The organism is Symbiobacterium sp. (assembly GCF_040797425.1).
In the GTDB taxonomy this organism is placed as follows: Bacteria; Bacillota; Sulfobacillia; order Symbiobacteriales; family Symbiobacteriaceae; genus Symbiobacterium.
Window position 1 is genome coordinate 16,295 of record NZ_JBFNEH010000030.1, and the last position, 24,938, is coordinate 41,232.

General features: G+C 68.4%; 24 protein-coding genes. 14 read left to right on the forward strand and 10 right to left on the reverse strand.

Annotation, left to right across the window (positions count from 1 at the left end):
• Positions 1-60 precede the first annotated feature (60 nt).
• The 5 genes from AB2385_RS10575 to AB2385_RS10595 all read left to right on the forward strand — a co-directional run bounded on the left by AB2385_RS10575 (position 61) and on the right by AB2385_RS10595 (position 5,221).
• Positions 61-1,029: an ABC transporter permease gene (locus tag AB2385_RS10575; protein ID WP_367654956.1), complete on the forward strand. Its 969-nt coding sequence runs from the start codon at positions 61-63 to the stop codon at positions 1,027-1,029.
• On the forward strand, positions 1,019-1,978 hold the full coding sequence (locus AB2385_RS10580) for an iron chelate uptake ABC transporter family permease subunit (protein WP_367654957.1): 960 nt from the start codon (positions 1,019-1,021) through the stop codon (positions 1,976-1,978). The genes AB2385_RS10575 and AB2385_RS10580 overlap by 11 nt, the downstream gene beginning before the upstream one ends.
• Positions 1,972-2,751, forward strand: a complete 780-nt coding sequence (locus AB2385_RS10585) for an ABC transporter ATP-binding protein (protein WP_367654958.1) — start codon at positions 1,972-1,974, stop codon at positions 2,749-2,751. Before AB2385_RS10580 ends, AB2385_RS10585 begins: the two co-directional genes overlap by 7 nt.
• A gap of 41 nt (positions 2,752-2,792) precedes the next feature.
• Positions 2,793-3,821 (forward strand): siderophore ABC transporter substrate-binding protein, encoded by a 1,029-nt coding sequence (locus tag AB2385_RS10590; protein WP_367654959.1) that lies wholly within the window; start codon positions 2,793-2,795, stop codon positions 3,819-3,821.
• Between the two features lie 245 nt (positions 3,822-4,066).
• Positions 4,067-5,221 (forward strand): PRK06851 family protein, encoded by a 1,155-nt coding sequence (locus AB2385_RS10595; protein ID WP_367654960.1) that lies wholly within the window; start codon positions 4,067-4,069, stop codon positions 5,219-5,221.
• 12 nt (positions 5,222-5,233) lie between these two features.
• Here the strand turns inward: AB2385_RS10595 and AB2385_RS10600 are convergent, their stop codons facing one another.
• On the reverse strand, positions 5,234-5,560 hold the full coding sequence (locus tag AB2385_RS10600) for a hypothetical protein (protein ID WP_367654961.1): 327 nt from the start codon (positions 5,558-5,560) through the stop codon (positions 5,234-5,236).
• A 103-nt stretch (positions 5,561-5,663) separates the two neighbouring features.
• Positions 5,664-6,554 carry an RNA methyltransferase gene (locus AB2385_RS10605; RefSeq protein WP_367654962.1) on the reverse strand — a complete coding sequence of 297 codons (891 nt, stop codon included), beginning with the start codon at positions 6,552-6,554 and terminating at the stop codon, positions 5,664-5,666.
• A 118-nt stretch (positions 6,555-6,672) separates the two neighbouring features.
• Here AB2385_RS10605 and AB2385_RS10610 point away from each other — a divergent pair, with 118 nt between their 5' ends.
• Together AB2385_RS10610 and AB2385_RS10615 are read left to right on the forward strand one after the other, a co-directional pair.
• On the forward strand, positions 6,673-6,981 hold the full coding sequence (locus AB2385_RS10610) for a hypothetical protein (protein ID WP_367654963.1): 309 nt from the start codon (positions 6,673-6,675) through the stop codon (positions 6,979-6,981).
• On the forward strand, positions 6,944-7,894 hold the full coding sequence (locus tag AB2385_RS10615) for a YkvA family protein (RefSeq protein WP_367654964.1): 951 nt from the start codon (positions 6,944-6,946) through the stop codon (positions 7,892-7,894). The genes AB2385_RS10610 and AB2385_RS10615 overlap by 38 nt, the downstream gene beginning before the upstream one ends.
• Before the next feature lie 89 nt (positions 7,895-7,983).
• On the opposite strand, the gene AB2385_RS10620 is transcribed toward AB2385_RS10615, so the two are convergent.
• Positions 7,984-8,589, reverse strand: a complete 606-nt coding sequence (locus AB2385_RS10620; RefSeq protein ID WP_367654965.1) for a hypothetical protein — start codon at positions 8,587-8,589, stop codon at positions 7,984-7,986.
• 321 nt (positions 8,590-8,910) lie between these two features.
• Here AB2385_RS10620 and pepT point away from each other — a divergent pair, with 321 nt between their 5' ends.
• The 7 genes from pepT (at position 8,911) to AB2385_RS10655 (ending at position 16,107) form a co-directional block, all read left to right on the forward strand.
• Positions 8,911-10,164: a peptidase T gene (gene pepT, locus AB2385_RS10625; RefSeq protein ID WP_367654966.1), complete on the forward strand. Its 1,254-nt coding sequence runs from the start codon at positions 8,911-8,913 to the stop codon at positions 10,162-10,164.
• Positions 10,165-10,220: 56 nt separating this feature from the next.
• Complete coding sequence (locus AB2385_RS10630; RefSeq protein ID WP_367654984.1) at positions 10,221-10,724, forward strand: molybdenum cofactor biosynthesis protein B; 504 nt, start codon at positions 10,221-10,223, stop codon at positions 10,722-10,724.
• A 39-nt stretch (positions 10,725-10,763) separates the two neighbouring features.
• On the forward strand, positions 10,764-11,531 hold the full coding sequence (gene hemQ / locus AB2385_RS10635; RefSeq protein ID WP_367654967.1) for a hydrogen peroxide-dependent heme synthase: 768 nt from the start codon (positions 10,764-10,766) through the stop codon (positions 11,529-11,531).
• Between the two features lie 240 nt (positions 11,532-11,771).
• Positions 11,772-12,656 carry a polyamine aminopropyltransferase gene (speE, locus tag AB2385_RS10640; protein ID WP_367654968.1) on the forward strand — a complete coding sequence of 295 codons (885 nt, stop codon included), beginning with the start codon at positions 11,772-11,774 and terminating at the stop codon, positions 12,654-12,656.
• A 307-nt stretch (positions 12,657-12,963) separates the two neighbouring features.
• Entirely contained in the window at positions 12,964-14,121 is a 1,158-nt protein-coding gene (locus AB2385_RS10645) for an ABC transporter substrate-binding protein (RefSeq protein WP_367654969.1), read from the forward strand.
• Positions 14,122-14,424: 303 nt separating this feature from the next.
• The gene (locus AB2385_RS10650; RefSeq protein WP_367654970.1) at positions 14,425-15,603 is read left to right on the forward strand and encodes a radical SAM protein; all 1,179 of its coding nucleotides are present in this window, start codon (positions 14,425-14,427) and stop codon (positions 15,601-15,603) included.
• Positions 15,604-15,732: 129 nt separating this feature from the next.
• Positions 15,733-16,107, forward strand: a complete 375-nt coding sequence (locus AB2385_RS10655) for a hypothetical protein (RefSeq protein ID WP_367654971.1) — start codon at positions 15,733-15,735, stop codon at positions 16,105-16,107.
• A 7-nt stretch (positions 16,108-16,114) separates the two neighbouring features.
• Here the strand turns inward: AB2385_RS10655 and AB2385_RS10660 are convergent, their stop codons facing one another.
• The 7 genes from AB2385_RS10660 to AB2385_RS10690 all read right to left on the reverse strand — a co-directional run bounded on the left by AB2385_RS10660 (position 16,115) and on the right by AB2385_RS10690 (position 24,716).
• Positions 16,115-16,858 (reverse strand): polysaccharide deacetylase family protein, encoded by a 744-nt coding sequence (locus AB2385_RS10660; protein WP_367654972.1) that lies wholly within the window; start codon positions 16,856-16,858, stop codon positions 16,115-16,117.
• Positions 16,859-16,948: 90 nt separating this feature from the next.
• Positions 16,949-18,250 carry a ribonuclease H-like domain-containing protein gene (locus tag AB2385_RS10665; protein WP_367654973.1) on the reverse strand — a complete coding sequence of 434 codons (1,302 nt, stop codon included), beginning with the start codon at positions 18,248-18,250 and terminating at the stop codon, positions 16,949-16,951.
• Between the two features lie 30 nt (positions 18,251-18,280).
• Entirely contained in the window at positions 18,281-18,511 is a 231-nt protein-coding gene (locus tag AB2385_RS10670) for a SelT/SelW/SelH family (seleno)protein (RefSeq protein WP_367654974.1), read from the reverse strand.
• A gap of 88 nt (positions 18,512-18,599) precedes the next feature.
• Positions 18,600-20,876 carry a DEAD/DEAH box helicase gene (locus tag AB2385_RS10675; protein ID WP_367654975.1) on the reverse strand — a complete coding sequence of 759 codons (2,277 nt, stop codon included), beginning with the start codon at positions 20,874-20,876 and terminating at the stop codon, positions 18,600-18,602.
• 197 nt (positions 20,877-21,073) lie between these two features.
• Positions 21,074-22,015 carry a TIGR01777 family oxidoreductase gene (locus AB2385_RS10680; RefSeq protein ID WP_367654976.1) on the reverse strand — a complete coding sequence of 314 codons (942 nt, stop codon included), beginning with the start codon at positions 22,013-22,015 and terminating at the stop codon, positions 21,074-21,076.
• Between the two features lie 189 nt (positions 22,016-22,204).
• Entirely contained in the window at positions 22,205-24,346 is a 2,142-nt protein-coding gene (locus AB2385_RS10685) for a heavy metal translocating P-type ATPase (protein ID WP_367654977.1), read from the reverse strand.
• Positions 24,347-24,350: 4 nt separating this feature from the next.
• The gene (locus AB2385_RS10690; RefSeq protein ID WP_367654978.1) at positions 24,351-24,716 is read right to left on the reverse strand and encodes an ArsR/SmtB family transcription factor; all 366 of its coding nucleotides are present in this window, start codon (positions 24,714-24,716) and stop codon (positions 24,351-24,353) included.
• Positions 24,717-24,938: the final 222 nt, after the last annotated feature.

Genomic DNA, 24,938 nt, shown 5'->3' on the forward strand with positions numbered 1-24,938 from the left:
TGAGAATGATTATCACTCGCATTACAAGGGGAGGAGCGCTGCGATGGGTGTGCGGTCTGCGTGAAACGTTCGCTGCTGATTCCTGTACTTAGCGCGGCACTGGTGTTGCTCACGGCGGCCTCGCTCTTCGTCGGCGTCACAGACGTGCGCCTGAGCGGCCTTTTCCGCCTGGACGACGACCAGGTGATGGTACTCCTGACCAGCCGTGTTCCCCGCACCGCCGCCATTATCCTGGCCGGCGTGGGCATGGGGGTGGCCGGTCTCATCATGCAGCAGCTCTCCCGCAACAAGTTCGTGTCGCCCACCACCTCCGGTACCGACGACTCGGCCCGCCTCGGGATCCTCGTGGCGATGATCCTCTTCGGCTCGGCCTCCACGATGCAGAAGATGATCCTGGCCCTGCTCTTCGCCCTGGCGGGCACGTACCTGTTCATGCTCATCCTCGACCGAATCAAGTTCAAAGACGCCGTCTTCATCCCGCTGGTGGGACTGATGTTCGGCAATATTGTGAGCTCAATCACGACATTCTTCGCCTACCGGTACGACCTGCTCCAGGCGGTCACCACGTGGCTCCAGGGCAACTTCGCCCTGGTGATCAAGGGCCGCTACGAACTTCTCTATCTGGCCGTGCCGGCCGTTCTCGCCGCCTACGTCTACGCCAACAAGTTCACCATCGCCGGCATGGGCGAGGATTTCGCCATCAACCTCGGGGTGAACTACAAGCGGGTCGTCAATATCGGGCTCGCCCTGGTGTCACTGGTCTCCGCGGTGGTCATCCTCACGGTGGGCATGCTGCCCTTCTTGGGTCTCATCATCCCTAATCTGGTCTCGATGTTTCAGGGTGACCATCTCAGGCGCAACCTGCCGCTCACTGCCCTGGTGGGGGCGGTCTTCCTGCTGGCCTGTGACATCGTGGGCAGGCTGATCATCTTCCCCTACGAGGTGCCCATCGGGCTCACGGTCGGGGTCATCGGCAGCGCCATGTTCCTGTACTTGCTATGGAAAGGACAGCGGACCAGTGAAGCATAGGCGCAACCTCGTCATCCTCGGCATTCTCCTTGGTCTGGCGCTGGCCGTCGTCTGCCTCTACCTGTTCGTCCCGCTGAAGGGCAACATCCAGTACATTCTGCGGCTTCGCACCCTCAAGGTGCTGGCGATCACCCTCACCGGGGCAGCCATCGCCTACGCCACGATCGTCTTCCAGACCATCACCAACAACCGCATTCTCACGCCATCCATCATCGGCATGGACGCGGTCTACCAGCTCTTCCAGACGGCGCTGGTTTTCCTCTGGGGCTCCACGACCCTGCAGTTTGTCGACAAGCAGATCAACTTCGCCCTCACGGTGGCGTTGATGATCGGGTTCGCCCTGGTGCTCTACCGGGTGCTGTTCCGCAAAGACGGCACGAACCTGCACTTCTTGCTGCTGGTGGGCATCGTGATGGGCACGCTGTTCGGGAGCCTCACCACCTTCCTGCAGGTGCTGATCGACCCCAACGAGTACAGCGGCCTGCAGACGCGGCTCTTTGCCAGCGTCAGCCGGGTGAACAGCGACCTCCTGCTCTTCGGCGGAGGGATCACGATCCCCGTGATGCTGTACGGCCTCCGCCACGTGCGGGCCCTGGATGCCGTCGCCCTGGGGCGGGACCATGCCATCAACCTGGGTGTTGACTACGGGCCGGTTGTGCGGCGGATGCTCATCATCGTGGCCGTCCTGATGGCCGCCTCCACGGCGCTGGTGGGGCCGATCACCTTCCTGGGTCTTCTGGTGGCCAACGCCAGCTACCACATGCTCGACACGTACCGGCGCGGGCCCCTGATCGCAGCGGCCATCGCCCTGAGCACGATTCTCCTGGTGGGTGCACAGCTGGTCATGGAGCGGGTGTTCGCCTACTCCACCCCGATCAGCGTAATCGTGAACTTCGTCGGCGGCATCTACTTCCTGTACTTGGTGTTGAAGGAGAGAGCGGCATGGTAAGGGTGAAGGGCGTGTGTAAGTCCTTCGGGCCGAAGCGGGTTCTCCACGACGTCTCGCTGGACATCCCCAGGGGCCGGGTGACCACGTTCATCGGGCCCAACGGGGCGGGCAAGAGCACCCTGCTTTCGCTCATGAGCCGGCTGCTTCCGAAGGACGCGGGGCAGATCCTCATCGACGGCCGGGAAATCGGCCAGTACCGCTCCGAGGAACTGGCCCGCCGGCTGGCGATCCTGAAGCAAACGCACCACCTGAACGTCCGGCTCACGGTGCGGGAGCTGGTGGAGTTCGGCCGCTTCCCCCACAGCCAGGGGCGGCTCACGCCCGAGGACCGGGAGCGGGTCGAAGAGGCCATCGCCTGGATGGACCTGGGCGACATCCAGCACAAGTACATGGACCAGCTCAGCGGCGGGCAGCGGCAGCGGGCCTTTATCGCCATGGTGCTGGCGCAGGACACCAAGTACGTGCTCCTGGACGAGCCGCTGAACAACCTGGACATGAAGCATGCGGTGCAGATCATGCGCATCATGCGCCGGATGGCCGATGAGCTGGGGAAGACCGTCGTGCTGGTGCTGCACGACGTCAACTTCGCCTCGGCCTACTCCGACAAGATCGTCGCCCTCAAGAACGGCCGGGTGGCGGCCATGGGTACCCCCGACGACCTGATCCGCTCCGACGTGTTGGGCGAAATCTACGAAATGGAGATTCCGATCGAGACGGTAGGCGGCTGCCGGGTGTGCATCTACTTCACCGGCCAGCAGGTTGCCGCTCTGTGAGACGCCCCTGCCCTCCAATCCCAGTCATGAGGTGGTATCGGATGAAGCGCAAGGTTTCCCTGGTCGGCATGCTGCTCCTCCTGGTCTTCTTCGTCGTAGCTTGTGGCGGTAACGCGTCCACTTCGCGGCCGTCCGCCAATGGCAGCGCCAGCGGGCAGCAGGCGGGCTCGTCCGGCGAGCCGGCTGCGACGGAGAACCTGCCGTCCGCGGCCGAGAAGTCCCAGCAGCCGACCGAGGTCCTGGTTCCCCATCAGCTCGGCGAGACGTCCGTCCCCGTGAACCCCGGGAAGGTGGTCGTCTTCGACTTCGGCATCCTGGACACCCTGGATCTGCTCGGGGTGGAGGTCGCGGCCCTGCCCAAGGAGAACGTGCCGCCCTACCTCGCCCAGTACCGTGACGACAAGTACGTGAACGCCGGCACCCTGCAGGAGCCCGACTTCGAGGCCCTGAGCGCCCTCGACCCGGACCTGATCATCATCTCCGGCCGCACGGCCACCCACTACGAGGCGCTGAGCGAGCTCGCCCCCACCATCTACATGGCGCTGGACTTCCAGGACTACATGGGCTCGTTCAAGCGGAACATGGAGTACATCGGCAAGATCTTCCAGAAGGAGGAGCAGGTGGCGGCCGAGCTGAGGAAGATCGACGATCTGGTGGCCGAGGTGCGGAGCAAGGTGGAGGCCACGGACAAGAAGGCTCTGATCCTGCTCTCCAACGACAAGGCGATCAGCGCCTACGGCCCCGGCTCCCGCTTCGCCCTCATCCACGACGTGCTGGGCTTCCCGGCGGCCGACGAGACCATCGAGGTCTCCACGCACGGCCAGCAGGTCTCGTTTGAGTACGTGAAGGAGAAGAACCCCGACTACATCTTCGTCATCGACCGGGCGGCGGTGGTTTCCGGCGGCGGCCAGCCGGCCAGGGACACCTTCAACAACGACCTGGTGAAGGCCACCAACGCTTACAAGAACGGCAAGATCATCTACCTCGACCCCAACTACTGGTATCTCTCCGGCGGCGGCCTGGTCTCGGTCTCCGAGATGATCCGGGAGGTCGCGGCAGCCGTGGAGTAGCGGGAACAGCACAGGAAGCACGTCACTCCGGGCGGAACCCGTCGCCCGGGGTGCCCCGTGTCCGGCGATGGACCACAAGGCGCAACGGACCGCCCCGGGGCTGTCATGCACAGCCACGAGCGGTTCGTATGTGTACAGGCGCACAGGTGACGCCCGGGCCCGGAGCGGCGCGGGGGCACGCTGCGCCGTTCGCCTGCATAGGCTGGGCAGTCGTGGCCCAGCCTGAAGGCGAGAGGAGTGTCTGCATGACGAAGCGTGGTTCTGTAAGCCACTACTTCGCGGGGGCCAACACCCCGCAGGGCTTCTACTCCCGGTACGACCAGATTGCAACGTCCGACGCCAACCGGGTCTTCATCCTGAAGGGTGGCCCCGGCACCGGCAAGTCCACCTTCATGAAGCGCATTGCGGAGGAGCTGCTGGCCCGGGGTTACGATGTGGAGTACTTCCACTGCTCCGCAGACAACGACGCCATCGACGCGGTCTACATCCCTGCGGCGGATGCCGCGGTGATGGATGGCACCGCCCCACACGTGGTGGACCCGAACTTCCCGGCGGCGGTGGACGAGATCATCAACCTGGGGCAGTGCTGGGACGAGGCGGCGCTGCGGCATCCGGAAGTGAAGCGGGAGATCGTGCGGCTCACCCGCGGCTACAAGTTCTGGTTCCAACGGGCCCGGGACGCCCGCCGGGCGGCGTTGGCGTGGCTGGAGGAGTGGGCGGCCTACCACCGGGAGTGCCTCGACATGGGCCGGGTGTACGAGACCAGTGAGGATCTGATCGCGGCGGTGGCGCCCGCCCGGGACAGGGCAGGCGCGCGTGCCGGCGCCGCCGAGTCACCCACCGGGCGACCTTCCGCAGGGCGCCCCCGCCGACTCTTCGCCTCGGCCATCACCTACGACGGGGCGCGGCACTGGCTGGGCCCGCTCTTCGACCACCTGGACCGGCGCATCGTGCTCACCGGGCCGCCCGGCACGGGCCAGAAGACGATCCTGGACCGGGTGGCCGATGCCGCCCTCGCCCGGGGATACCGGGTGGACCTGTTCCACTGCACCATGTACCCGGAGCGGCTGGACCACCTGCGGGTGCACGAGACGTCCGCCGGGGTGATCACCTCGACCTGGCCGCACGAGTACACCCCCCGGCCCGGCGACGAGGTGATCGATACGTCTGCCTTCCTCGACCGGGAGAAGCTGAGGGGCTTCGCAGCCGACATCGCCGCCGCGGAGGCGGCCTACCGGGCCGCCATCGAACGGGAGATGCACCACCTCGGCCGGGCGAAAGCTCTCCACGACGAGTTGGAGCGGTGCTACATCCCGCACATGGACTTCGCAGCCATCGAGAGGATGCGGCAGGAGACGCTGGAGCGCATCCTGGCGCTGATTGCGGAACGGGAGGCCTAGCCCCGCCGCCCGCTACTCCTGGTCATCGCTCTCCGCGGCCTCCCGCAGGGGGCGCAGCAGGGCGCACTCCAGATCACGCAGCGCGGCCACCATCTCCTCCCGCAGCCAGTAGCGGGTGCGGGAATGGGCGAAGTAGCGGATGGCGAGCAGCACCGCCCTGGCCTCGTGGGCGGCGATGGAGAGGTCGGCCGGGCGCACCGAATGGGGCAGGGTGGTGAGGAAGCCGCGCACGGCCTCGACCTCGGCGATCGCCAGGTCCATGCGGGCGACCTCCAGCGCCACCTCGAGAGAGCCCCGGAGCAGGAACGGGTTCGCGACCCTCACGGTCATGGTCGACATAATGGCAATACCCTCCTCTGATAGGAGGGTATGTCCGCGTCAGGCCCGGTCATGCTACCCGGCTGGAAGCAGGGGAACGCCGGCGGGAGCGGGAAAATTCAAGTCATGGTTGGGAGCGGTTGCCTCCGCGCCCGCCGCTGCACGCCCGGGCGGCGTGGCGCAGCAGGTTGGTGAGTGCCGCAGCCTCGGCCCGGGTGGGCTGCGCCCGCATCAGCAGGGCCCGCAGGCGGGCAAGCGCCTGGGCGCGGCGCGCCGGACTGCCGCCCGGGTAGAGGGCGACGAGCAGCCCCTCCAGGCTGGCGAAGAGGGCCTCCCGCTCGGCCCCGCTGGCCAGCGGTTCCGCCGTTTCGCCGGCGCCGGGAACGGAGGGGCCTTTCGCCGGCAGGGTGCCGGCCAGGGCAGGATCGGCTGCGGCACCCGCGTGGGCGACCCGGTCAGGGGTGGCTCCGGAAGCGCCGCCCTCACCTTGCGCCCTGGGGTGGCTGGCGGCCCCGCTGGCGGCGACCCAGAGTTCGTATGCGATCACCACCGCCGCCTGGGCCAGGTTGAGGGAGTGGTTGAAGGGGTGCGTGGGGATCGTGATCACCCCGTGGCAGCGGCCCAGCGCCTCGTTGGGGAGACCGTCCTGCTCCGGTCCGAACAGGATGGCCACGCGCTGCTGCCGGGCCCGGGTCAGCACCTCCCGGGCGGCCTCCCGCGGGGTGTAGACCGGGTACTCCTGCACCCGGGGCCGGCCGGTGGTGCCCAGCACCAGGCCGCAGTCCGCCAGGGCGGCGTCCAGCGTGGGAAAGCGCCGGGTGCGCTCGATGAGCGGCTCGGTGTGGTGGGCGATGCCGGCGATGCGGTATGGGTCGAAGGCGGCCGGCTCCACCAGGCGCAGGTCGGCGAGGCCGAAGTTGGACATCGCCCGGATGATGGCGGCCACGTTTACCACGTCCTGCGGCTGATAGAGCACCAGCGCCATCGAGTTCAGCGGTTCTGCAAGCCGTTCCATGGTCAGGCTTCCTTTCCTGTGGAGACTCCTATTCTTCCCCTTTTCGCTGGGTTGACCTTCCCGGCCTGCCGAACCTTTCTGGGGGCAGGCGAATCTAGTTGGTGTGGAGTGAAGCATAATGAACTACCTGGTCGTCATTCTGATTGCTGTGACGGCGATCGTCGCCGTGACCGTTATCCGCACCCGCCACGACCGGCAGCTGCTCACCGAGGAGGTGCAGCGCCGGGGCGGGGAGGTGCTCCGCCTGCAGCGGGTGCGGCGGGGCAGCCCCTTCCCGGACACGGGGCGGGGGTGGTGGGCCTGGAAGGTGGAGTGGCGGGACGCTTCGGGGGAGCGCACCTCGTGGGCGCTGACCACCCGGGACGGCCTGGGGGAGTGGAGGGATACGATTGCTGCGGGCAACGGCGGTAACGCTGACCCTGAGTGAGACCGATCTGGAGGAGGCGCTCGCCGGCTTCGCCACCGGGTCCGTGCAGGACCTGCGGGTGGAGTTGGCCGAGGGGGCGCTGCTCCTGCGCCTGCGCGTGCCGGTGGAGGCCGTGCGCATGGCGGTGCCCGTGGAGCTGCGCTTCACCGTGATCGCGGCGGCCGGAAACCTCGTCAAGCTGGGCGTGAGCTGGACCAACATGGGCCTGGTGCCCGGGTTTCTGAAGGAGATGGCCCTGCAGAAGGCGTTCGAGGCCCTGCCCGGCGAGTACCAGGACGGCGTCTACCGGCTCGACCTCAGCGAGGTGCTCGAACACGTGCCGGTGAGCTTCCGGCTGAAGGGCGTGCGGATCGATCCGCTGGCCGTCACCGTGGAGCTGTCCGACGTGATGGCCTTTCCCATTGACACATCCGGCCTGGCGCTTGAGACGCCAGGGGCCCTGGTCCCCGTCCCCAGCCGGGAGGAGCAGCCGATTCCCGAGCACCAGGGCTTCTACCAGAGCCTGCGCGAGCAGGTGCGGCGCTACGCCAGCAGCAAGGCGCCGCAGTGGGCTCAGCCCCTGATTCCCTGGCTCCTGGCGGTGCCGGACTTCTTCGTGATGCTGGTGCGGCTGGCGCGGGACGAGCGGGTCCCGCCCGGTGCCAAGGTGATCGCCGGGGCCACCGTGGCCTACTTCCTCTCGCCCATCGACCTGATCCCGGACCCGATCCCGCTGATCGGCGAGATCGACGACCTGGGCCTGGCGCTGCTGGCGGTGGAACAGATGGCCAAGCTGGTGCCGCGTGAGGTGCTGCAGGAGGCCTGGCCGGGCGAGGGCGACGTGCTGGAACTGGTGCAGGCGGGCCTAGGGCTCATCTCCCGGGTGATTCCGAACCGGGTGCTCACGTCGCTACAGAAGGTGTTGAAGCGGTAAGCCCGGTGGGAAAGGTTCGCGGTGAGCATGTGGCCCATCGTGCCGTGGCGATGTAACAGCGAGAGCCGAGGTGCGCCCTCGGCTCTCGCTCATGACAGGGTGGCTGCGACCGCGAGCAACTCCTCCCTGGTCAGCCCCACGGCGCTGATGACGGTCACGCCGAACTCCTCAGGGATCACGAGTTGCCAGTCGTCGTGCTCCGTGGCCGCACCGTCGGGCCGGGGTCGGACCCGCTGGATCAGAACGGCCGGCTTGCCGCTCACGGAGACGGTGCTGAAGGCCTCCTCCGGATCCTCCGTGTTGACCACCGCTTTTCCAGCCAGCCGCTGGATGCGCAGCCGCCTGCCCTCGCCCACCGCCTCCAGAGCCAACGCGATCGGTCGGTCCTGGCACACGGCCACGAGGTCTCCGCCGCTCAGCGTGTACTCCGGTTCCAGGAAGTCGGCGCTGAAGAGCAGCGGCGACATCACCGTTTCAGCGGGAACCTCCTCTACCGCTGCGCCCGGCTCGCACCCGAAGTCGGCCGCCTCCACGCTCGGCTTGAACGTCACGCCGCCGTATTCGCCGGCAAAGGGCTGCCGGCCGGTCTCCCCCTGCGGCTGGTCGGCGGCGCTGCCGGGCTGGGCCGCGGGAGCGGCGGGCGGTTGGCTGCAGCCGCACAGGCCCAGGGCGATCAGGAGCATCCATGCGGCCATGGACCGGGTCATCCTCACTTCTGCGACACCTCCTCCGCGGACTATAATGAATTGAGCCACTCTCCGTTACGGTTGCGGTTGCGGTTCGGACTGGGTTTCCACTCCTGACGCCAGGGGCAGCTCCGGCAGGAGACCGGTGGAAAGGCGCGGTCGCCGGAGAAGCGGCGAGACTCGGAAACGAATACGTGAAGGTGGGAGCCGGAGGAGATGCCTTCCTGTGCCGCCGCCCTCCGCTTGTCGCCTTGCCGATGGAGGGAATCATTGGGTGTGAAGTCGAAGTAGTGTCCCTGTACTCGGACCTCGAAGGAGGGTACCCCCCTGATGAACGTTCCCACCAAAGAGCAACTGCTTTCCGAAGGCGTTGTGGCCAAGTTCCTGCGCTACGTCCAGGTCGATTCCCCGTCCGCCGAGGGGGCGGAGGGCGTGCCCAGCACCCCGGACCAGTGGGAGATGGCCCGGCTCCTGGAGGCCGAACTCAGGACGATGGGCCTCGTCGACGTGAAGGTGGACGAGCACGCCATCGTCACCGCCACGCTGCCCGGGAACCGGGACGGTGCGCCGACCATCGGACTGCTGGCGCACTTCGATACCTACCCCGGAACGCCGGGGCGGGGCGTGAAGCCCCTGGTACACAGAGGCTACGACGGCGGCGAGATCCGCCTCCCCGCCGGCCCCGTGCTGCGGCCCGAGGAGCACCCGGCGCTCAGGCGCTGCATCGGTCACGACATCATCACCTCGGACGGCTCCACCCTGCTGGGCGCCGACGACAAGGCCGGCGTGGCCGAGATCATGGAGGTTCTCTGCCGGCTGATCCGCCAGCCCGAGTTGCCGCGCCCCACCATCCGGGTCGGGTTCACCCCCGACGAGGAGACCGGCAGGGGCATCCGCCAGTTCGACGTGGCCGGCTTCGGCGCGGCGGCCGCCTACACCTTTGACGGCAGCGGCCCCGGCGAGGTGGAGAGCGAGAACTTCAACGCCCGCAACCTAAAGGTCACCATCACCGGCCGGAGCGCCCACACCGGCACGGCGCGGGGCGTGATGATCAACGCCGTCCAGCAGGCGGCGGAGTTCGTGCGGGCCATTCCCGCCGCGATGCGGCCCGAGACCACCGACGGGTACGAGGGGTTCATCCATGCCGACGCGATTTCGGGCAACGTCGAGAAGGTCACCGTGAAGCTGCTCCTGCGCGACTTCACCGAGGAAGGCCTGGCGCACAAGCAGGCGATCGTAGAGAGCCTGCTGGCGGGGCTGGAACTGCGCTATCCGGGGGTCCAGACGAGCGTGGAGCAGACCGGCGGCTACAAGAACATGAAGGCGGGCATCGCCCGGGATCCCCGGGTGGTGGAGCTGGCCCTGCAGGCCGTGCGCGAGGCCGGGCTGGAGCCGGTGCAGAAGCCGATTCGCGGCGGCACCGACGGCTCGGTGCTTACCGAGATGGGCCTGCCCTGCCCCAACCTCTTCACCGGCGGCATGAACTACCACAGCCGCACCGAGTGGGCCTCGGCCCAGTGGATGGAGAAGGCGGTGGAGGTGGGGCTGAACCTGGTGCGCCTCTGGGCGGAGCAGCGCGCCTGAGCCCCCTCACCCCACGGCCGCTCCCGGCCGAAACGAAGGAGATGAACGCGTTGGGCGTGCAAGACCACAAGCACGAGGCGGAAAGCCATGTCCAACAGCTCGCAGCCGCCGTCATAACAGTGAGCGACACCCGCACCGAGGCCACCGACGAGTCCGGCCGGCTCCTGCGGGAGCTGATCGAAGGAGCGGGTCACCGGGTCGCAGGCTACCGCATCGTTCCGGATGAGATCGGGGCCATCCGGCACGCGGTGGTGGACATGGCCCAGGCGGCCGACTTCGTGGTGCTCACCGGGGGCACGGGCATGACGCCGCGCGACGTGACCATCGAGGCCTGCCGGCCGCTTTTCACGAAGGAGCTGGAGGGCTTCGGGGAGCTCTTCCGGATGCTCTCCTTCCAGGAGGTCGGCTCGGCGGCCGTGATGTCGCGGGCGGCGGCCGGGGCGATGGACCGGGTGATGGTCTTCTGCCTGCCGGGCGCAAAGGGCGCGGTGCGCCTGGCGACGGAGCGGCTGATCCTGCCGGAGATCAAACACCTGATCAGCCTCATTCGCAAGGCCTGAGACGGGACAGGGGTGTGCGGAGCGGAGGAGGATGAGCACATGGCTGAGGTTCCCGGTACCATTGAGGGCTGGTATGCCCTGCACGACTTCCGGCGCATCGACTGGGCCGCGTGGAACCGGCTCTCGCCCGGCCAGCGGGAGGAGGTCATCGCCGAGGCGCAGGCCTTCTTTACCGCCGCGGAGCAGGTGAGCGACGCACCGGAGGGGAGCAGCGCGACCTACGCCATCATCGGCCACAAGGCAGACCTGCTCTTCCTGCACCTGCGTCCGTCGTTGGAAGAGCTGCAGGCGCTGGAGCGGCGGTTCAACCGCACCCAGCTGGGCGGCCTCACCACGCAGCCGTACTCGTACTTCTCGGTGACGGAACTCTCCCTCTACGAGGCCGGCGCCAGGGCCGGCACCACCGATCCGGCGGCGCTCATGGAGAGCCCGGCGATCGTGGCCCGGCTGAAGCCGAAGATCCCCTCGCACCCTTACGTCTGCTTCTATCCGATGAGCAAGCGGCGGGGAGAGTCGGTGAACTGGTACACCGCCCCCTTTGAGGAGCGGCGTGTGATGATGCGGCAGCACGGCGAGACCGGACGCCGTTACGCCGAGCAGGTCACCCAGATGGTGACGGGCTCCACCGGGCTCGACGACTGGGAGTGGGGCGTGACGCTCTTCGCCCGGGACGTGCTGCCCATCAAGAAGCTGGTCTACGAGATGCGGTTCGACGAGGTCTCGGCCAAGTACGGCGAGTTCGGGCCGTTCTACGTGGGGCGGCGCTTCGCTCCCGCTGACCTGCCGGCCGTGCTGCTGGGACGGTAGAAGCAGGGGGAGAAACCGCGTGCGCGTGCGGCGCACCGGGGCACATGGGTGCCACCGGTGCGCCGCATCGTCTTCGGCGGGGAGCGGAGGGGGCTCCAGCCAACAACCCCGCGTGCAAGTCAGGGTTGTGGGCACGTGACAGAATGAACGGGATCCGGTAGACTGTAAGTGTATCGTATTCCCCGGAAGCGAAAATCGGGGACCGGCCAATTGGGTTGGTTGTGCAAGAGGAGGATGGGAATGAGCCGGGATGAGTGGCTGATCGAGGAACAGACCCCGGGTTATCGCACCCAGTGGCGGGTGAGGCGGGTGCTGCACGAAGAGCAGACGCCGTTTCAGCACCTGCAGTTGGTGGAGATGGAGGACTTCGGCCGCGCCCTGGTGCTGGACAGTGCCGTACAGACCACCGTGGGCGATGAGTATATTTATCACGAGATGATCGCACACGTGCCGCTGTTCACCCACCCCAACCCGGAGCGGGTCCTGATCATCGGGGGCGGCGACGGCGGCACCGCGCGCGAGGTGTGCCGTCACTCTTCCGTGCAGAAGGTCGACATGGTGGAGATCGACCGGGCCGTCGTGGAGGCGTGCCGGCGCTACCTGCCCGAGACGGCGTGCGGGCTGGACCACCCGAAGGTGAACCTGGTGATCGGCGACGGGCTGGCCTGGGTGGCCGAGCGGCGCGGGGAGTACGACGTGATCCTGGTCGACTCGTCCGACCCCGTGGGCCCGGCCGTGGGCCTGTTCAACCGCGCGTTCTACGAGAACGTCTACCGGGCCCTGAAGCCCGACGGTCTCTTTGTGGCCCAGGTGCTCTCGCCGTTCTTCCACAAGAAGCTGATTCACGACGTCTACCAGGTGGTGGCGTCGATCTTCCCGATCACCATGCCCTATCTGACCGTGGTGCCCACCTATCCCAGCGGACTGCACTGCTTCATGCTCGGCTCGAAGCGGCACAGCCCCCTGCGGCAGGGGGTGCGGGTGCCCTCGTGGCCCACCCGCTGGTACACGCCGGCGGTACACCGGGCCGCCTTCCAGCTTCCGCCCGTGGTCGCAGAGCTGCTGCAGCCGACGGCTGCCCCGGAGCATGCAGAGGGCCCTTGCCACGCGGCGCCGACCGTCTGATCGTCAGCGAACACGAACGCCCCCGCACCGGCGGGGGCTTTCCTTGTTCTGCCCCATGAGCGGGCCGTGCCCCCGGGTCGGGCAGCAGCCCAGCGGCCCGGATGCGGTGCCGGTGGATGCAGGCCGCCAGTCAGACTGGTGTGGCAATTAAGGAAAAGTGCGGATATGGGCTTTCTTTCCGTGTAGCGAAAGGAATTGTCGCTCCCTTACCGAATATCGGTTCTTCAATACCAACCGCTGCAAAGCTCAGACAGAGAAGGAGTGCGACGCTTGGCAGCGGATAAGGCGTAAAGAGGGGGCAGCACACATGAAGCGTTGGTTGGCAGGTTTCCTGGCGGTATCGGTGGTTGCGCTCACGGCATGCGGTGGTGCGGCCCCAACTGGCGCCTCCGGCTCCGGTTCCGGCTCCGACACCATCAAGATCGGCTGGATCGGCCCGCTCTCCGGCGAGGCCAAGACCTACGGCGTCTCCGCCAAGATGGGTGTGGACCTGGCCCTGGAGGAGGCCGACTTCATGGCGGGCGGAAAGCGCGTCGAACTGGTGGTGGGCGATGACCGCGGGGACTCCACCGAGGCGGTCAACATCGCCACCCGGATGCTCACGCAGGACGGTGTGTCCGCAATCGTGGGCTCCGTGACGTCGGACCCGACCATCGCCATCAGCGCGCTGGCCGAGTCGTACAAAGTGCCCATGATCACCGGCACGGCCACGGCCATGGGGGTGACGATGAACGACGACGGCACGCGGAAGCCCTTCGTCTTCCGTGCGTGCTTCATCAACCCCTTCCAGGGCACCGCGGCGGCCCGCTTCGCCGTGAGCGAACTGGGCGTCAAGCGGGCGGCCGTTCTGTACGACAGGGGCAGCGCCTATTCCATCGGCCTCGCCGAGTCCTTCCGCACAACCTTCGAGTCCGGGGGCGGCACGGTGGTGGCCTGGCAGTCCTATTCCGGCGACGACACCGACTTTTCCGCCATCATGACCAACGTGGTGGCCCAGCAGCCTGACGTGCTCTATCTGCCGGACTACTACGCCCGCGTCTCCCTCATCGCCAAGGCGGCGAAAGACAAGGGGCTGGACGTGCCGATGATCGGCGGCGACGGCTGGGACTCGCCTGACCTGGACTTTGCCACCCTTGCGGGCGGCTACTTTACCGCCCACTACTCGGATCAGGACACCCGCGAGGCCGTGCAGAACTTCGCCCAGAAGTTCCAGGCCAAGTACGGGGAGAAGCCCGACTCCTTCGCGGCGCTGGGATACGATGCGATGAGCCTGCTGCTGGATGCCCTGGGCCGGGCGGGCAGCACGGATGGTGAGGCCATCCGCGCCGCCCTGCAATCCACCAAGGACTTCCCCGCCGTGGGCGGATCCCTCTCCTTCGACGAGTTCGGGAACCCCATCAAGTCCGCCGTGCTGCTGCAGGTCCAGGCGGACGGCACCTACAAGTACATCACGAACGTGGACTGAGTTTCGGGCGAACCGAAGAGGAACACCCCCGCGGCGGCGGGGGTGTTCAGGTTCTGCAGCAGTCTGTACGCGGCGCAGGCGTCGGCGGGCGGCGCCGAGTGGCCGGAGGAGCAGGCCGCCTCGGGCCGAATACTGACCGGGCCGCCGGCTCCCGGCGATGTGCCGGATGGGGGCTTCATCCGGGCGCGCGTGGCGCCCGGGGTAGTCCATTATCCCTACCGAAAATCCGTACGGTTGGCGGGTTCGACTCCCTCCATTCAGCCTTTATCATAAACGTAACGGCCGAAAATGGAGGGGTGCGACATGCCAGGACATCGGGGAGGCGAAGTGTGCACGGTGCCGGCGCGCGAGGAACTCCGTCCCCGCGCACACGGCGGCGGGGCGCCGCGGCTGATCTTCTGGGAGCTGACTCAGGCTTGCAACCTCGCCTGCCAGCACTGCCGGGCCGAGGCCCAGGCCGTGCGGGCGGAGGATGAGCTCTCGACGGCGCAAGTTTTCCAGGTGATCGACGACATCACCCGAGCGTACCGCCCGGCGATCGTCCTGACCGGCGGCGAGCCGCTGTACCGACCCGACCTGTTCGAGATCGCGGAATACGCATCTCGAAAGGGAGCCCGGATCTCCCTGGCCACCAACGCGACGATGATCACGCCGGAGAGCGCACGGCGCATCAAGGACGTGGGGATTCAGCGGGTGGCCGTTTCCATCGACGGCGCGACCCCGGAGGTCCACGACCGCTTCCGCGGCATCCCGGGGGCGTGGGACCTGGCCTGGCAGGGGATCGAGAACCTGAAGGCGGAGGGCATTCCGTTCCAGCTCAACATCACCGTCGCGCAGCACAACAAGGCCCAGGTACCGTCCATCGTCCGGCTGGCGGAAGACTGCGGTGCGGCGGCGGCGCACCTGTTCGTCCTGGTGCCCGTGGGCTGCGGCGTGCAGATCGCCGACCGGGAGATGCTGGCGGCGGAGGAGGTCGAGTCGCTGCTGGAGTGGCTCTATGAGACCTCCGAGCGCACGACCATCGAGGTGCGGGCAACCTGCGCGCCCCAGTACCACCGCATCCTCCGGCAGCAGGGCGGCGCCGGGGCCGTGGCCCGGGCCCGGGCGGCGGCGCTGGCCGCCCTGGGAGGGGAGCCGGGGGACGGCCACGGGCCCGGACCGGGTAACCGGGCGGCGGGGTCCCGGGGGTGCCTGGCCGGCAGCGGTGTCTGCTTCATCTCCCACGCCGGCGTGGTGCAGCCCTGCGGCTACCTGCCCGTGGCTGCCGGCAACGTGCTGCAGACCCCATTTCCCGAGATCTGGGAGAACTCCCCACTTTTCAGGGAGCTGCGGGACCCCGACCTGCTGGGCGGCAAGTGCGGCGAGTGCGAGTTCCGGGTGGCCTGTGGCGGTTGCCGTGCCCGGGCATACTATGCCTACGGCCACGTGCTGGCCGAGGAACCCTACTGCGCCCACCGGCCCGGCACCGCCGGCGGGCGCTGAGCGGCAGCGCATGAGACCGCACCGGGTCCGGTGCGGTCTTTTGGCTGTCGATGTCCGTTTCGCGGCAAACACACCGGCGCAGTTGTGCGTCTACTTAAAAGGGTAGATGCTGCCCAAAGGAGGATCGGCATGCGCAATCTGACGGGGATTCTGATCGCCGCGGCGGTGCTCTTCCTGCTGGTGACCGTCGTGCTGCCGGTGCTGGGCTTCCTGCTGGCGGTGGTGGCCGCCGTGACCGCCATTGCGGCCGGAGCTTACCTGGCCGCACCGCTGCTCGCCAAACTGCCCTGGTTCCGTGACCGCATCGCGGTGGAGGAGCACGGCGGGGTGCGGACCATCCGCTTCGGCCGGACCCAGTTCACCTCGTTCCGGCACCGGGAGGCCCCGGTTCGGGACCGGTACCAGGCGGGCGACGTGATCGACGTGGAAGGCCGCACGGTGGCGGAAGAGGAGGAGTCCTCGTCCGAGCCGGACCTGCTGGCGCCACCCGAGTGGCGGTCGTGAAGCGGCGCTACCCCGCATCGGCCGGCACCAGGTCAGACAGGCGCACCGCCCTGAATCCGCGCCGCTCCAGCCCCTCCAGGATGCGGGGCAGGGCCTTGGCGGTCTCGGGTGCGAAATCGGAAGCCGTGAGCCGGATGATGTCGCCCCGGCGGGCCTCTCGCACCACGCGCCGCACGATCTGGTCGGCGGTGAGGCCCATGTGGTCGTGGCTGTCCAGGGCGTAGGTCACCGTCACCAGCCGGGCCTGGCGGGCCGCGGTCAGCACCTCGGGCGTCGCCTGGCCGGTGGGCGGGCGGAAGTAGCGCACGGGGCCGCCCAGCGTCTTGGCCAGGGCCGACTGGCTGCCCAGCAGGTTGGCGACGATCTCATGCTCGGGTAGGCCGGAGAGGTCGCGGATCTGCTGGCCGAGCGTGCCTACCTCGTGCCCCCGGCGGGCGATCTCCTTCACCATGTCGGGGTAGAGCTGCAGGAACGTGCCCCCCACGAAGAAGGTGGCCTTCACGCCGGCCTCGTCCAGGATGTTCAGGATCTTGGTCAGCTCCTCCTTCTGCCACGTCACGTCGAACGTGAGCGCCACGCGGTCGTCGGGCGAGTCGGCCCGGGTGAGCGGGCCCTCGATCTGGCCCCCCGCGCCGGCGGTGGTCGGCTGGAAGGCGGAGCTCCGCAGGAGCGAAACGGTGAACAGCGCGAGGCAGAGCGAGGCGACCACCACGCCCCTGCGCACGAGCCACGCCCGGTCGATGAACAGCATGGTACAACCCCCCGGACAAGACTATGTCCGGGGGGTGCCTGTCTATGTACAGGGGCGCATACGAAGCGTCTGACGATGTACGGGTGACGTTTACGAGCGCGGGCGGCCCTGCTTTCGGCGCAGCCGCTCGAGCCGGTGGAGCACCTCCCGGTACTCCGCCGCCGCGCCCGGGCCGGCCAGGGCCCGCCGGCGCTCCACCACGGCCAGCGCTCGCACCGTCAGCTCCTCGGCCACGTCGTAGCGCCGGGTGACGTGCTCGTGGTACTTGGCCAGCTCGATAAAAGGAAAGAGCGAGAGGCCGCCGTCTTCGACCATCTGCTCCCAGATCGCCACGGCCTGCTGCCGCTCCTGGGCGCGCTTGTACGCAAAAGAGAGGCGTCGGAGCAGCGCCGTCTCCGTCACGCCCTCGACTCCCCGCTGGCGGGCGCCCTCGTAGCAGGCGACGGCCTCCCTGAGCAGCCCCCGGTCCTCGAACAGCCTTCCCAGCTGGTAGAGGTCGTCGCCGCAGAGCAGCTCGCCGTCGGGCGTCGCCCCCAGCGGGTCGGCCACCATGTGCCCCAGCCAGCCGGCCAGCGAGACCAGGGAGAGGATGTCGAGGCGGTTGTGCAGGAGCACAGGCGCCAGAGGCGCCGCGTCGCCGGAGCGAAGGTAGTCGAAGTAGAGGGCGGGGATCTGCGAGCCCGCTACGTCGCCCACGCGGGTCTCGCCCAGAATCTGCCGCTCCAGGTCCTGCAGGCTGCAGCTTGCCAGCCGTTGTCGCCAGATGCGTCGGGCCGGGTGGAGCAGGTCCAGGTGCGGCGCCCCGCCGAGGGGCGGGCGGAGCCGGTTCATGCGGTAGCGGGTCTCCAGCAGCGGCCAGTCGTAGGTCTTGCCGTTGAAGGTCACCAGGCAGGCGACCGGCGCCAGGTCGGCGGCGACGGCGGTCAGCATGGCCTCCTCTTCCGGGTAGTCGCGGAGGAAGTACTGCCGAATGACCAGCTCGTCGCCCCGGAAGAAGCCGATGCCCACCAGGAAGGCGTAGGTGCCGGTCCCCCCGGCGAGGCCGGTGGTCTCGGTGTCGAGGAAGGCGGCTCGGCGGAGGTCGAAGTCCGGCGCGACCCGGCCGAGCAGCGGCCAGACCGTGGGCGGCAGATCCAGCGGCCACGCCAGAGGCAGGGGCCCGTGCCGGTAGGTGAGCGGGTAGCGGTGCTCCACCACGAAGGCCTCGCCGGCAACGGTGGTCACCAGGTGGCCTTCCAGGCCGTCGGCCAGACGGAAGGGGCGGGGGGCCGTGTCCGTGGTGTCCCGGGGGGCGGTTTCCTCCGCCGGTGCAGGCGAAGGGAGGGACCCGGCCGCGCGGGGGCGGGCGGCTCCCGCCGCCTTGAGCAGCCGCAGGCGTTCCCGCAGGTCCACGTTCCATCCCCCCGCCGTGATCCTACTTGATCAGCCCTTGATTCGCCGCACGACCTCCCCCGGCTCCGGGAAGCGCCCCAGCGCCTTCTTGGAGAAGACCAGCCGGCCATCCACGGTGACCTCGAACACGCCGCCCGACGAGCGCACCAGTTCCACGCTTACGCCCGGGAAGGCGGCCTCCAGCTCCGCCGCCACACTGGCGGCCTGATTGTCGTAGCCTCAGAGGGTGCAGTACTCGATCGTGACCCGTTCAACCTTCATGGTCCATCCTCCTCAATTTGGATGATCAACCCTGCCGCTGCCCGCAAAGCTGCGGCAGGGTACCGACCGTCAGTCCGGCAGGAGGGCATTACTGCAGGTTCCGGTGGGCCAGCGCCCGCTCCAGGATGCGGATGACCCCGGCCTTCGCCCCGGTGAGGTTTCCGGTTTCGGCCGCCGGTCCCACGCAGGCGGGACAGCCCTGCTCGCAGCCGCAGGAGCGCACCCGCTGGTAGGCGGTGGCCAGCAGGTCGGTGTGCAGGTCGTAGCACTTCTCGCCCAGGCCGATGCCGGCCGGGTAGGCGTCGTACAGGTAGATGGTGGGGGCCTCCTCGAAGGGCGAGCGCACCTGGACCACGGACCGCAGGTCGGCGGGGTCGCACATGAGGAAGAGGGGCGCCAGCCCCCGGAGGAGGTGGCCCAGGCCGGCCAGGGCCGACTGCAGCTCGTCCTGCGTGAAGCCCTCGCACATGCTCTCGGGCAGGGAGATCCAGTACGCGGCCGTGTGCATCTGGTACTCAGGCAGGTGGATCTTACCCCAGCCCATGTTCTCGTGGGTGTGCAGGCGGATCTTCTTGAAGATGGTGGCCTTGGCGGCGGTCATCACCTCGCCGAAGCGGACCCGGAGGCCCAGTTCCTCCTTCTCCTTGAGCACGTCCAGCGGCTTGATGGTGACCGCCAGGTGGGCGTCGGTGTAGTACTCCACGTTGACCTTGTGCACGTAGGCCTTCTTCTCGTCCCAGTCCAGCTTGTCCACGTGGTACTGCTCCGCCTGGTGGAGGTAGATGGCGTTGGTGTGGACCATCGTCATGGCCCCCAGCTGGTCGATCTCGCCCAGCACCTGGGGACGGGCCGGGTCAGTCTGGTCGATGATCACCACGTTCTCGGCGTCCACGCTGCGCAGGCTGATGCTCTCGGCCGGGAAGTTCTCGGCCGACCAGTGATATTTGCCCCCGACCTTGCGCAGGATGCGCTCCTCCTCCAGGTAGTCCAGGATCTCGCCGGTGGTCTCCACGCCGAAGCGCTCGCCCTCCACGAACGGCAGTTCGAAGGCGGCGCACTTCAGGTGGCTCACGAGGATCAGCAGGTTGTCGGGGTTGATCAGGGCCTGCTCGGGGGCGCGCTGGAAGAAGAACTCCGGGTGCTCCATCACGTACTGGTCCAGCGGGGAGGAGGATCCCACCAGCACCGTGAGCGAGGTGGTGGAGCGGCGCCCCGCCCGGCCCGCCTGCTGCCAGGCCGAGGCGATGGTGCCGGGGTAGCCGGCCATCACACAGGCCTCCAGCTGGCCGATGTCGATGCCAAGCTCCAGGGCGTTGGTGGAGACCACGCCGAGGATCTTCCCCTGCCGGAGGCCGGCCTCGATCTGCCGCCGCTCCAGGGGCCGGTAGCCGCCGCGGTAGCCCATCACCCGGCCCGCCCGTTCTCCGCCCACCCGCTCCTTCAGGTACGCGGTGAGCACCTCCACGCTGTTCCGGCTCCGGGCGAAGACGATGGTCTGGATGTCGTTGCGGAGCAGTTCGCCGGCCACCCGGGCCGCGGTCTTCACCACCGGCTCCCGCAGGCCGTCGCGAGTGACCACCGGCGGGTTGACGAAGAGGAAGTGCTTCTCGCCCCGGGGGGCGCCGTTCTGGTCGATGAGCCGCACCGGCTGGCCGATCAGCCGTTCCGCCAGCTCCTTCGGGTTGGCGATGGTGGCGGAGGAACAGAGGAAGACGGGGCTGCTGCCGTAGAAGTCGCAGATGCGGCGCAGCCGCCGGAGCAGGTTGGCCAGGTGGGAGCCGAAGACGCCGCGGTACTGGTGCAGCTCGTCGATGACCACGTACCGGAGGTTCTCGAACAGCTTCACCCACTTGGTGTGGTGGGGCAGCACGCCGGTGTGGAGCATGTCGGGGTTGGTGATCACGATATGGCCCGCCTGCCGGCAGACCTGGCGCACCTGCGGCGGCGTGTCGCCGTCGTACACATACGATTTGATCTCGGCGCCGAGCCGGTCGGCCAGCGACTTCACCTCGGCCACCTGGTCCTGTGCCAGGGCCTTGGTGGGGAAGAGGTAGAGGGCCCGGCTGGCCGGCTCGTGCAGGATGGTGTTCAGCACCGGCAGGTTGTAGCACATCGACTTGCCGGAGGCGGTGGGCGTGACCACCACGGTGTTCTCGCCGGCCAGGGCGGCGGCAATGGCTTCTGACTGGTGACAGTACAGCTGCTGGATGCCTCGCTCCTTCAGCACCGCCACCAGCCGTTCGTCCAGCGCGTCCGGCCACTCCCCGTAGCGGGCGGCCACGGACGGCAGGGTCTCCCAGTGGGCGATGTTCGGCCCGATGGCCGGGTCGCTGCGCAGGCGATCGAGAAACTGTTCCAGGTTCATGGCCGCAACCTCCTGAACTGGGCCTGGCGAACGCACTACTATTTCCGCACCGAGGGGGCGGAACCCTCCTGCCGGGCCTCGACGGAAGCGAAAACCCGTTCGGATGTGCGCCTTCCACGCCGGAACGGAGACCAGAGTCCTGCAGCGGCGGATGAGCCAGGCCAGAGCGAGAGCCTTCACGCTGGCTGCCGCCCGGCTCAACGAGCGCGGGCCGCACCGTACAGGTTCATGAGTGCCGACTCGATGTCGGGGAAGAGAAACGCAAACCCCTCGTTCTGAAGCCGGCGTGAGACGCAGTACCGCCCGTAAAGGGCGAGTTCCGGGTCCGTGCGCATCAGCGGCGCCCCGAACCGGATCAGCCAGCCGGGCGACGGCAGGCCGATGGGGACGCGCAGTGCCCGGCGCAAGGCCCCCATGAACTCCGCGTTGGACACGGGGTTGGGCGCCGTGGCGAGGTAGGCCCCGGTCATGCGCTCATCCGCGATGGCCCGGGCGAAGAGCCGGTTCATGTCCTGTTCGTGAATCCAGCTGATCCCCTGCCGCCCGTGTCCGACCTTCCCGCCGAGGCCGCACCGGGCCAGAAAGGCCAGCCGCGGCAGGGCACCGCCCGTCACCCCGAGGACGAAGCTGGTGCGCAGGACGACGCACCGCATCTGCGGCAGAACCGCCTGCTCGCATGCTTCCTCCCAGGCTCGCCCCACATAGGGGGCCAGACCGTACCCGAACGGGGACGACTCGTCGCACACCGCCTCGGGCGGGTCACCGTAAATGTGGGCGGTGGACATCTGGACCCAGACCGGCGGCGGGTGGCTCACCTTTCGCACCGCCTGGCCGAGAACCAGGGTGGACTCCACCCGTGAACGCAGGATCTCGTCGCAGTGATCGGGGGTCTTGACGCAGTCGACGGAGCGCCCGGCGAGGTTCACCAGTGCGGCTGCACCGTCCAGTTCCGTCACCCAGTCGCCCAAGGTGCGGGCGTCCCAGAAGACGAAGCGTCCGGCCACCGCGCGGCGGGGCCGGTGGCGGCCCAGCACCACCACATCGCATCCCAGGTCAGAGAGGTGTCGGGCCAGATTGGTTCCCAGGAAGCCCGTGCCACCGGCGATGACGATCCGTCCTCCAGGCCTCGCATCCCGCATGTCGTCGCCCCTCCCGTTACCCAGTCCGTCACCGGGACAAGCCCGGCCGTCTAATGGTTACCGGCCTCATCACGGTTAGACCGCGCCGGGTGGGCGCAGGAGATGGCCCGACCGCGCGCAGACGAGATGAACAAGGAGCCTGCCTCCCGCTCGTCGAGGAGGAGGCAGGCTCTCGGGCTCTTCGACGGGTCATGCCACCTTCAGGTCCCGCGAGCGGGGCGCCCGCATCACCCGAGTGGCGTTGAGGATGGCGAGCAGCGCCACGCCCACGTCGGCGAAGACGGCTTCCCACATGCCGGCCAGGCCCAGTGCGCCAAGCAGCAGCATCAGGAACTTCACGGCGAGGGCGAAGGCGATGTTCTCGGCCACGATGCGGCGGGTGCGCCGGGCGATGGAGACGCCCAGGGCCAGCTTGGCAGGGTCGTCGTCCATGATCACCACGTCGGCGGCCTCGATGGCCGCATCGGAGCCCAGCGCGCCCATGGCCACGCCCACGTCCGCCCGGGTGAGCACGGGCGCGTCGTTGATGCCGTCGCCCACGTAGGCCAGGGTGCCCTGTCGGCGGCCTTCCGGCCGCGCCGCGGCAATCGCCTCCACGGCGGCGACCTTCTCTTCGGGCAGCAGGTTGGCCCGCACCTCGTCGAGGCCGAGCTGCCGGCCGATGGACTCGGCCACGTGCTGCACGTCGCCGGTGAGCATCACCTGGCGACGCACGCCCATGGCCCGCAGCCGGCCCACCGCGTCGGCGGACGCGGGCTTGGGCTGGTCGGCGATGAGGACGCGGCCCGCCCACGTGCCGTCCACCGCCACGTGCACCTCGGTGCCGGCGCTGTCGGGGCCGGCGGAGCGCCCGACGGGCACCCCCTCACGGGTCAGGAGCCGCTCGTGGCCCGCCAGCACCAGCCGGCCGTCCACCCTGGCCCGCACGCCGTGCCCGGCTACCTCCTCGTAGTCGGTGACGGCGCCCGGGTCGAGGGGACGCCCGTACGCCTCGCGCACGGAGGCGGCAATGGGGTGGGCGGAGTGCGCCTCGGCGTGGGCGGCCAGGTGCAGGAGGTCGTTCGCGGCGATTTCGCCGGCTGTGTCGACCGCCACCACCTGGAACGTGCCCTGCGTGAGCGTGCCGGTCTTGTCCCAGACCACGGTGTCCACCTTCGCCAGGGCGTCGAGGTAGTTGCCGCCCTTGACGAGGATGCCGGCGCGGGAGGCGGCGCCGATGCCGCCGAAGTAGCTGAGGGGCACCGAGACCACCAGGGCGCACGGGCAGGAGATGACCAGCAACACCAGGGCCCGGTGGAGCCATTCGGCAAAGGTGGCGCCGGGCAGCACCAGCGGCGGGACCAGGGCCACGAGGGCGGCCAGGCCGACCACCGCGGGGGTGTACCAGCGGGCGAAGGCGGTGATGGCCCGCTCGGTCGGGGCCTTGCGGGCGGCCGCCTGCTGCACCAGCTGCAGCACCCGGGCGATGGAGGACTCGCCGAAGGGCCGGGTCACCCGCACCACAATCAGCCCGCGGGTGTTCACCGTGCCGGCCAGTACCGTGTCGCCCACGGTTGCAGCCCGAGGCACCGATTCGCCGGTGAGGGCCGAGGTGTCCACGTAGGTGGATCCTTCGATCACCTCGCCGTCCAGGGGGATGCGCTCGCCGGGGCGGACGATGATCTCGTCCCCCACGGCCACCGCCTCCGGCGGCACCGCCACCACCTCGCCGCCCCGGCGCAGGTTGGCGCGGTCGGGGCGCACGGCCAGCAGGGCCTTGATGGACCGGCGGGAGCCGGCCACGGCCCGGTCCTGGAAGTACTCGCCGACGGCGTAAAAGAGCATGACCGCCACTGCCTCGGGCAGCTCGTGAATGGCGAACGCGCCCAGCGTCGCGAGGGTCATGAGGAAGTTCTCGTCGAACACCTGCCCGCGGCCGATGTTGCGGACGGCGGCCAGCAGCACGTCCCGTCCCACCAGCAGGTAGGCCGGCACGAAAACGGCGTATTCGGCCCAGGGACGCGTGTGGAGCGTGCCGTGGTAGACAGCCCCGATTACCAGCAGGGTGGCCGCAACAGCCATCTCGGCGATGCGGCGCCAGCTCGGGGCGTCGTCCTCTTCCTCACCGCCCGCCTGCGGGGCCGGTTCCGGCCGTACGAGGGTGACCTTCGGATCCACCTGGCGGATGACCGCCTCGGCCTGCGCAACCTCATCCTCGTCCAGGACCAGTTGGCTGGTGGCGAAGCTGACGATCGCATCGGCCATGCCGTGCCGGTGAAGGGCCTCTTCGATTCGGGCGGCGCAGTTTGCACAATCCAGCCCCTGCAGGGTGCAGCTCAACTTTCTGGCCATGGGGTTACTCCTCCTGATAGTGTTCCTGCGCCGTCTGGATCAGCTGCAGCACATGGTCGTCGGCGAGGGAGTAGTAGACGTGCTTGCCCTCGCGCCGGGTCTTCACCAGGCGCATCAGCTTCATCAGGCGCAGGTGATGGGAGATTGTGGGCAGGGTGAGGTCGAGGATCTGCGCCAGGTGGTGCACGCAGAGCTCCTCGGCCGCCAGTAGGTAGAGGATCTTGGTGCGGGTCTCGTCGGCCAGAACCCGGAAGAGTTCCGAGAGGCCCGCGACCTCGACCAGACGCTCCCGGTGCGCGGCCAGGCGTACATCGTCCGACTCCGAGGTGGTGCACACGTCGCGCACCCTGTCGTTCGGCTGGTGGTCCATCCTATGCCCGCCTCCAACGGTGAGACAATTAGATAACCGTCTAATCGAAGCATACCCCCGGGGGGTTGGGTTGTCAATAGGGAACTGTGGCGTTTTCTTCCGTCACCTGTGCATGCGGCCTTCCATGGGCCACGGCTTGGCGGCGGCCCGACGCCGGGAATGGTCGGCATTCCATACGATCATCTTGTTCCCTACGACCGTCGTATATACTGGAAACAGAGA

Excerpts from the sequence above, each read along its gene's own strand:
- AB2385_RS10585 (WP_367654958.1), top strand. The coding sequence starts at position 1,972 with ATGGTAAGGGTGAAGGGCGTGTGTAAGTCCTTCGGGCCGAAGCGGGTT.
- AB2385_RS10590 (WP_367654959.1), top strand. The coding sequence starts at position 2,793 with ATGAAGCGCAAGGTTTCCCTGGTCGGCATGCTGCTCCTCCTGGTCTTC.
- AB2385_RS10595 (WP_367654960.1), top strand. The coding sequence starts at position 4,067 with ATGACGAAGCGTGGTTCTGTAAGCCACTACTTCGCGGGGGCCAACACC.
- AB2385_RS10600 (WP_367654961.1), bottom strand. The coding sequence starts at position 5,560 with ATGTCGACCATGACCGTGAGGGTCGCGAACCCGTTCCTGCTCCGGGGC.
- AB2385_RS10605 (WP_367654962.1), bottom strand. The coding sequence starts at position 6,554 with ATGGAACGGCTTGCAGAACCGCTGAACTCGATGGCGCTGGTGCTCTAT.
- AB2385_RS10610 (WP_367654963.1), top strand. The coding sequence starts at position 6,673 with ATGAACTACCTGGTCGTCATTCTGATTGCTGTGACGGCGATCGTCGCC.
- AB2385_RS10620 (WP_367654965.1), bottom strand. The coding sequence starts at position 8,589 with ATGGCCGCATGGATGCTCCTGATCGCCCTGGGCCTGTGCGGCTGCAGC.
- pepT (WP_367654966.1), top strand. The coding sequence starts at position 8,911 with ATGAACGTTCCCACCAAAGAGCAACTGCTTTCCGAAGGCGTTGTGGCC.
- hemQ (WP_367654967.1), top strand. The coding sequence starts at position 10,764 with ATGGCTGAGGTTCCCGGTACCATTGAGGGCTGGTATGCCCTGCACGAC.
- speE (WP_367654968.1), top strand. The coding sequence starts at position 11,772 with ATGAGCCGGGATGAGTGGCTGATCGAGGAACAGACCCCGGGTTATCGC.
- AB2385_RS10645 (WP_367654969.1), top strand. The coding sequence starts at position 12,964 with ATGAAGCGTTGGTTGGCAGGTTTCCTGGCGGTATCGGTGGTTGCGCTC.
- AB2385_RS10650 (WP_367654970.1), top strand. The coding sequence starts at position 14,425 with ATGCCAGGACATCGGGGAGGCGAAGTGTGCACGGTGCCGGCGCGCGAG.
- AB2385_RS10655 (WP_367654971.1), top strand. The coding sequence starts at position 15,733 with ATGCGCAATCTGACGGGGATTCTGATCGCCGCGGCGGTGCTCTTCCTG.
- AB2385_RS10660 (WP_367654972.1), bottom strand. The coding sequence starts at position 16,858 with ATGCTGTTCATCGACCGGGCGTGGCTCGTGCGCAGGGGCGTGGTGGTC.
- AB2385_RS10675 (WP_367654975.1), bottom strand. The coding sequence starts at position 20,876 with ATGAACCTGGAACAGTTTCTCGATCGCCTGCGCAGCGACCCGGCCATC.
- AB2385_RS10680 (WP_367654976.1), bottom strand. The coding sequence starts at position 22,015 with ATGCGGGATGCGAGGCCTGGAGGACGGATCGTCATCGCCGGTGGCACG.
- AB2385_RS10685 (WP_367654977.1), bottom strand. The coding sequence starts at position 24,346 with ATGGCCAGAAAGTTGAGCTGCACCCTGCAGGGGCTGGATTGTGCAAAC.
- AB2385_RS10690 (WP_367654978.1), bottom strand. The coding sequence starts at position 24,716 with ATGGACCACCAGCCGAACGACAGGGTGCGCGACGTGTGCACCACCTCG.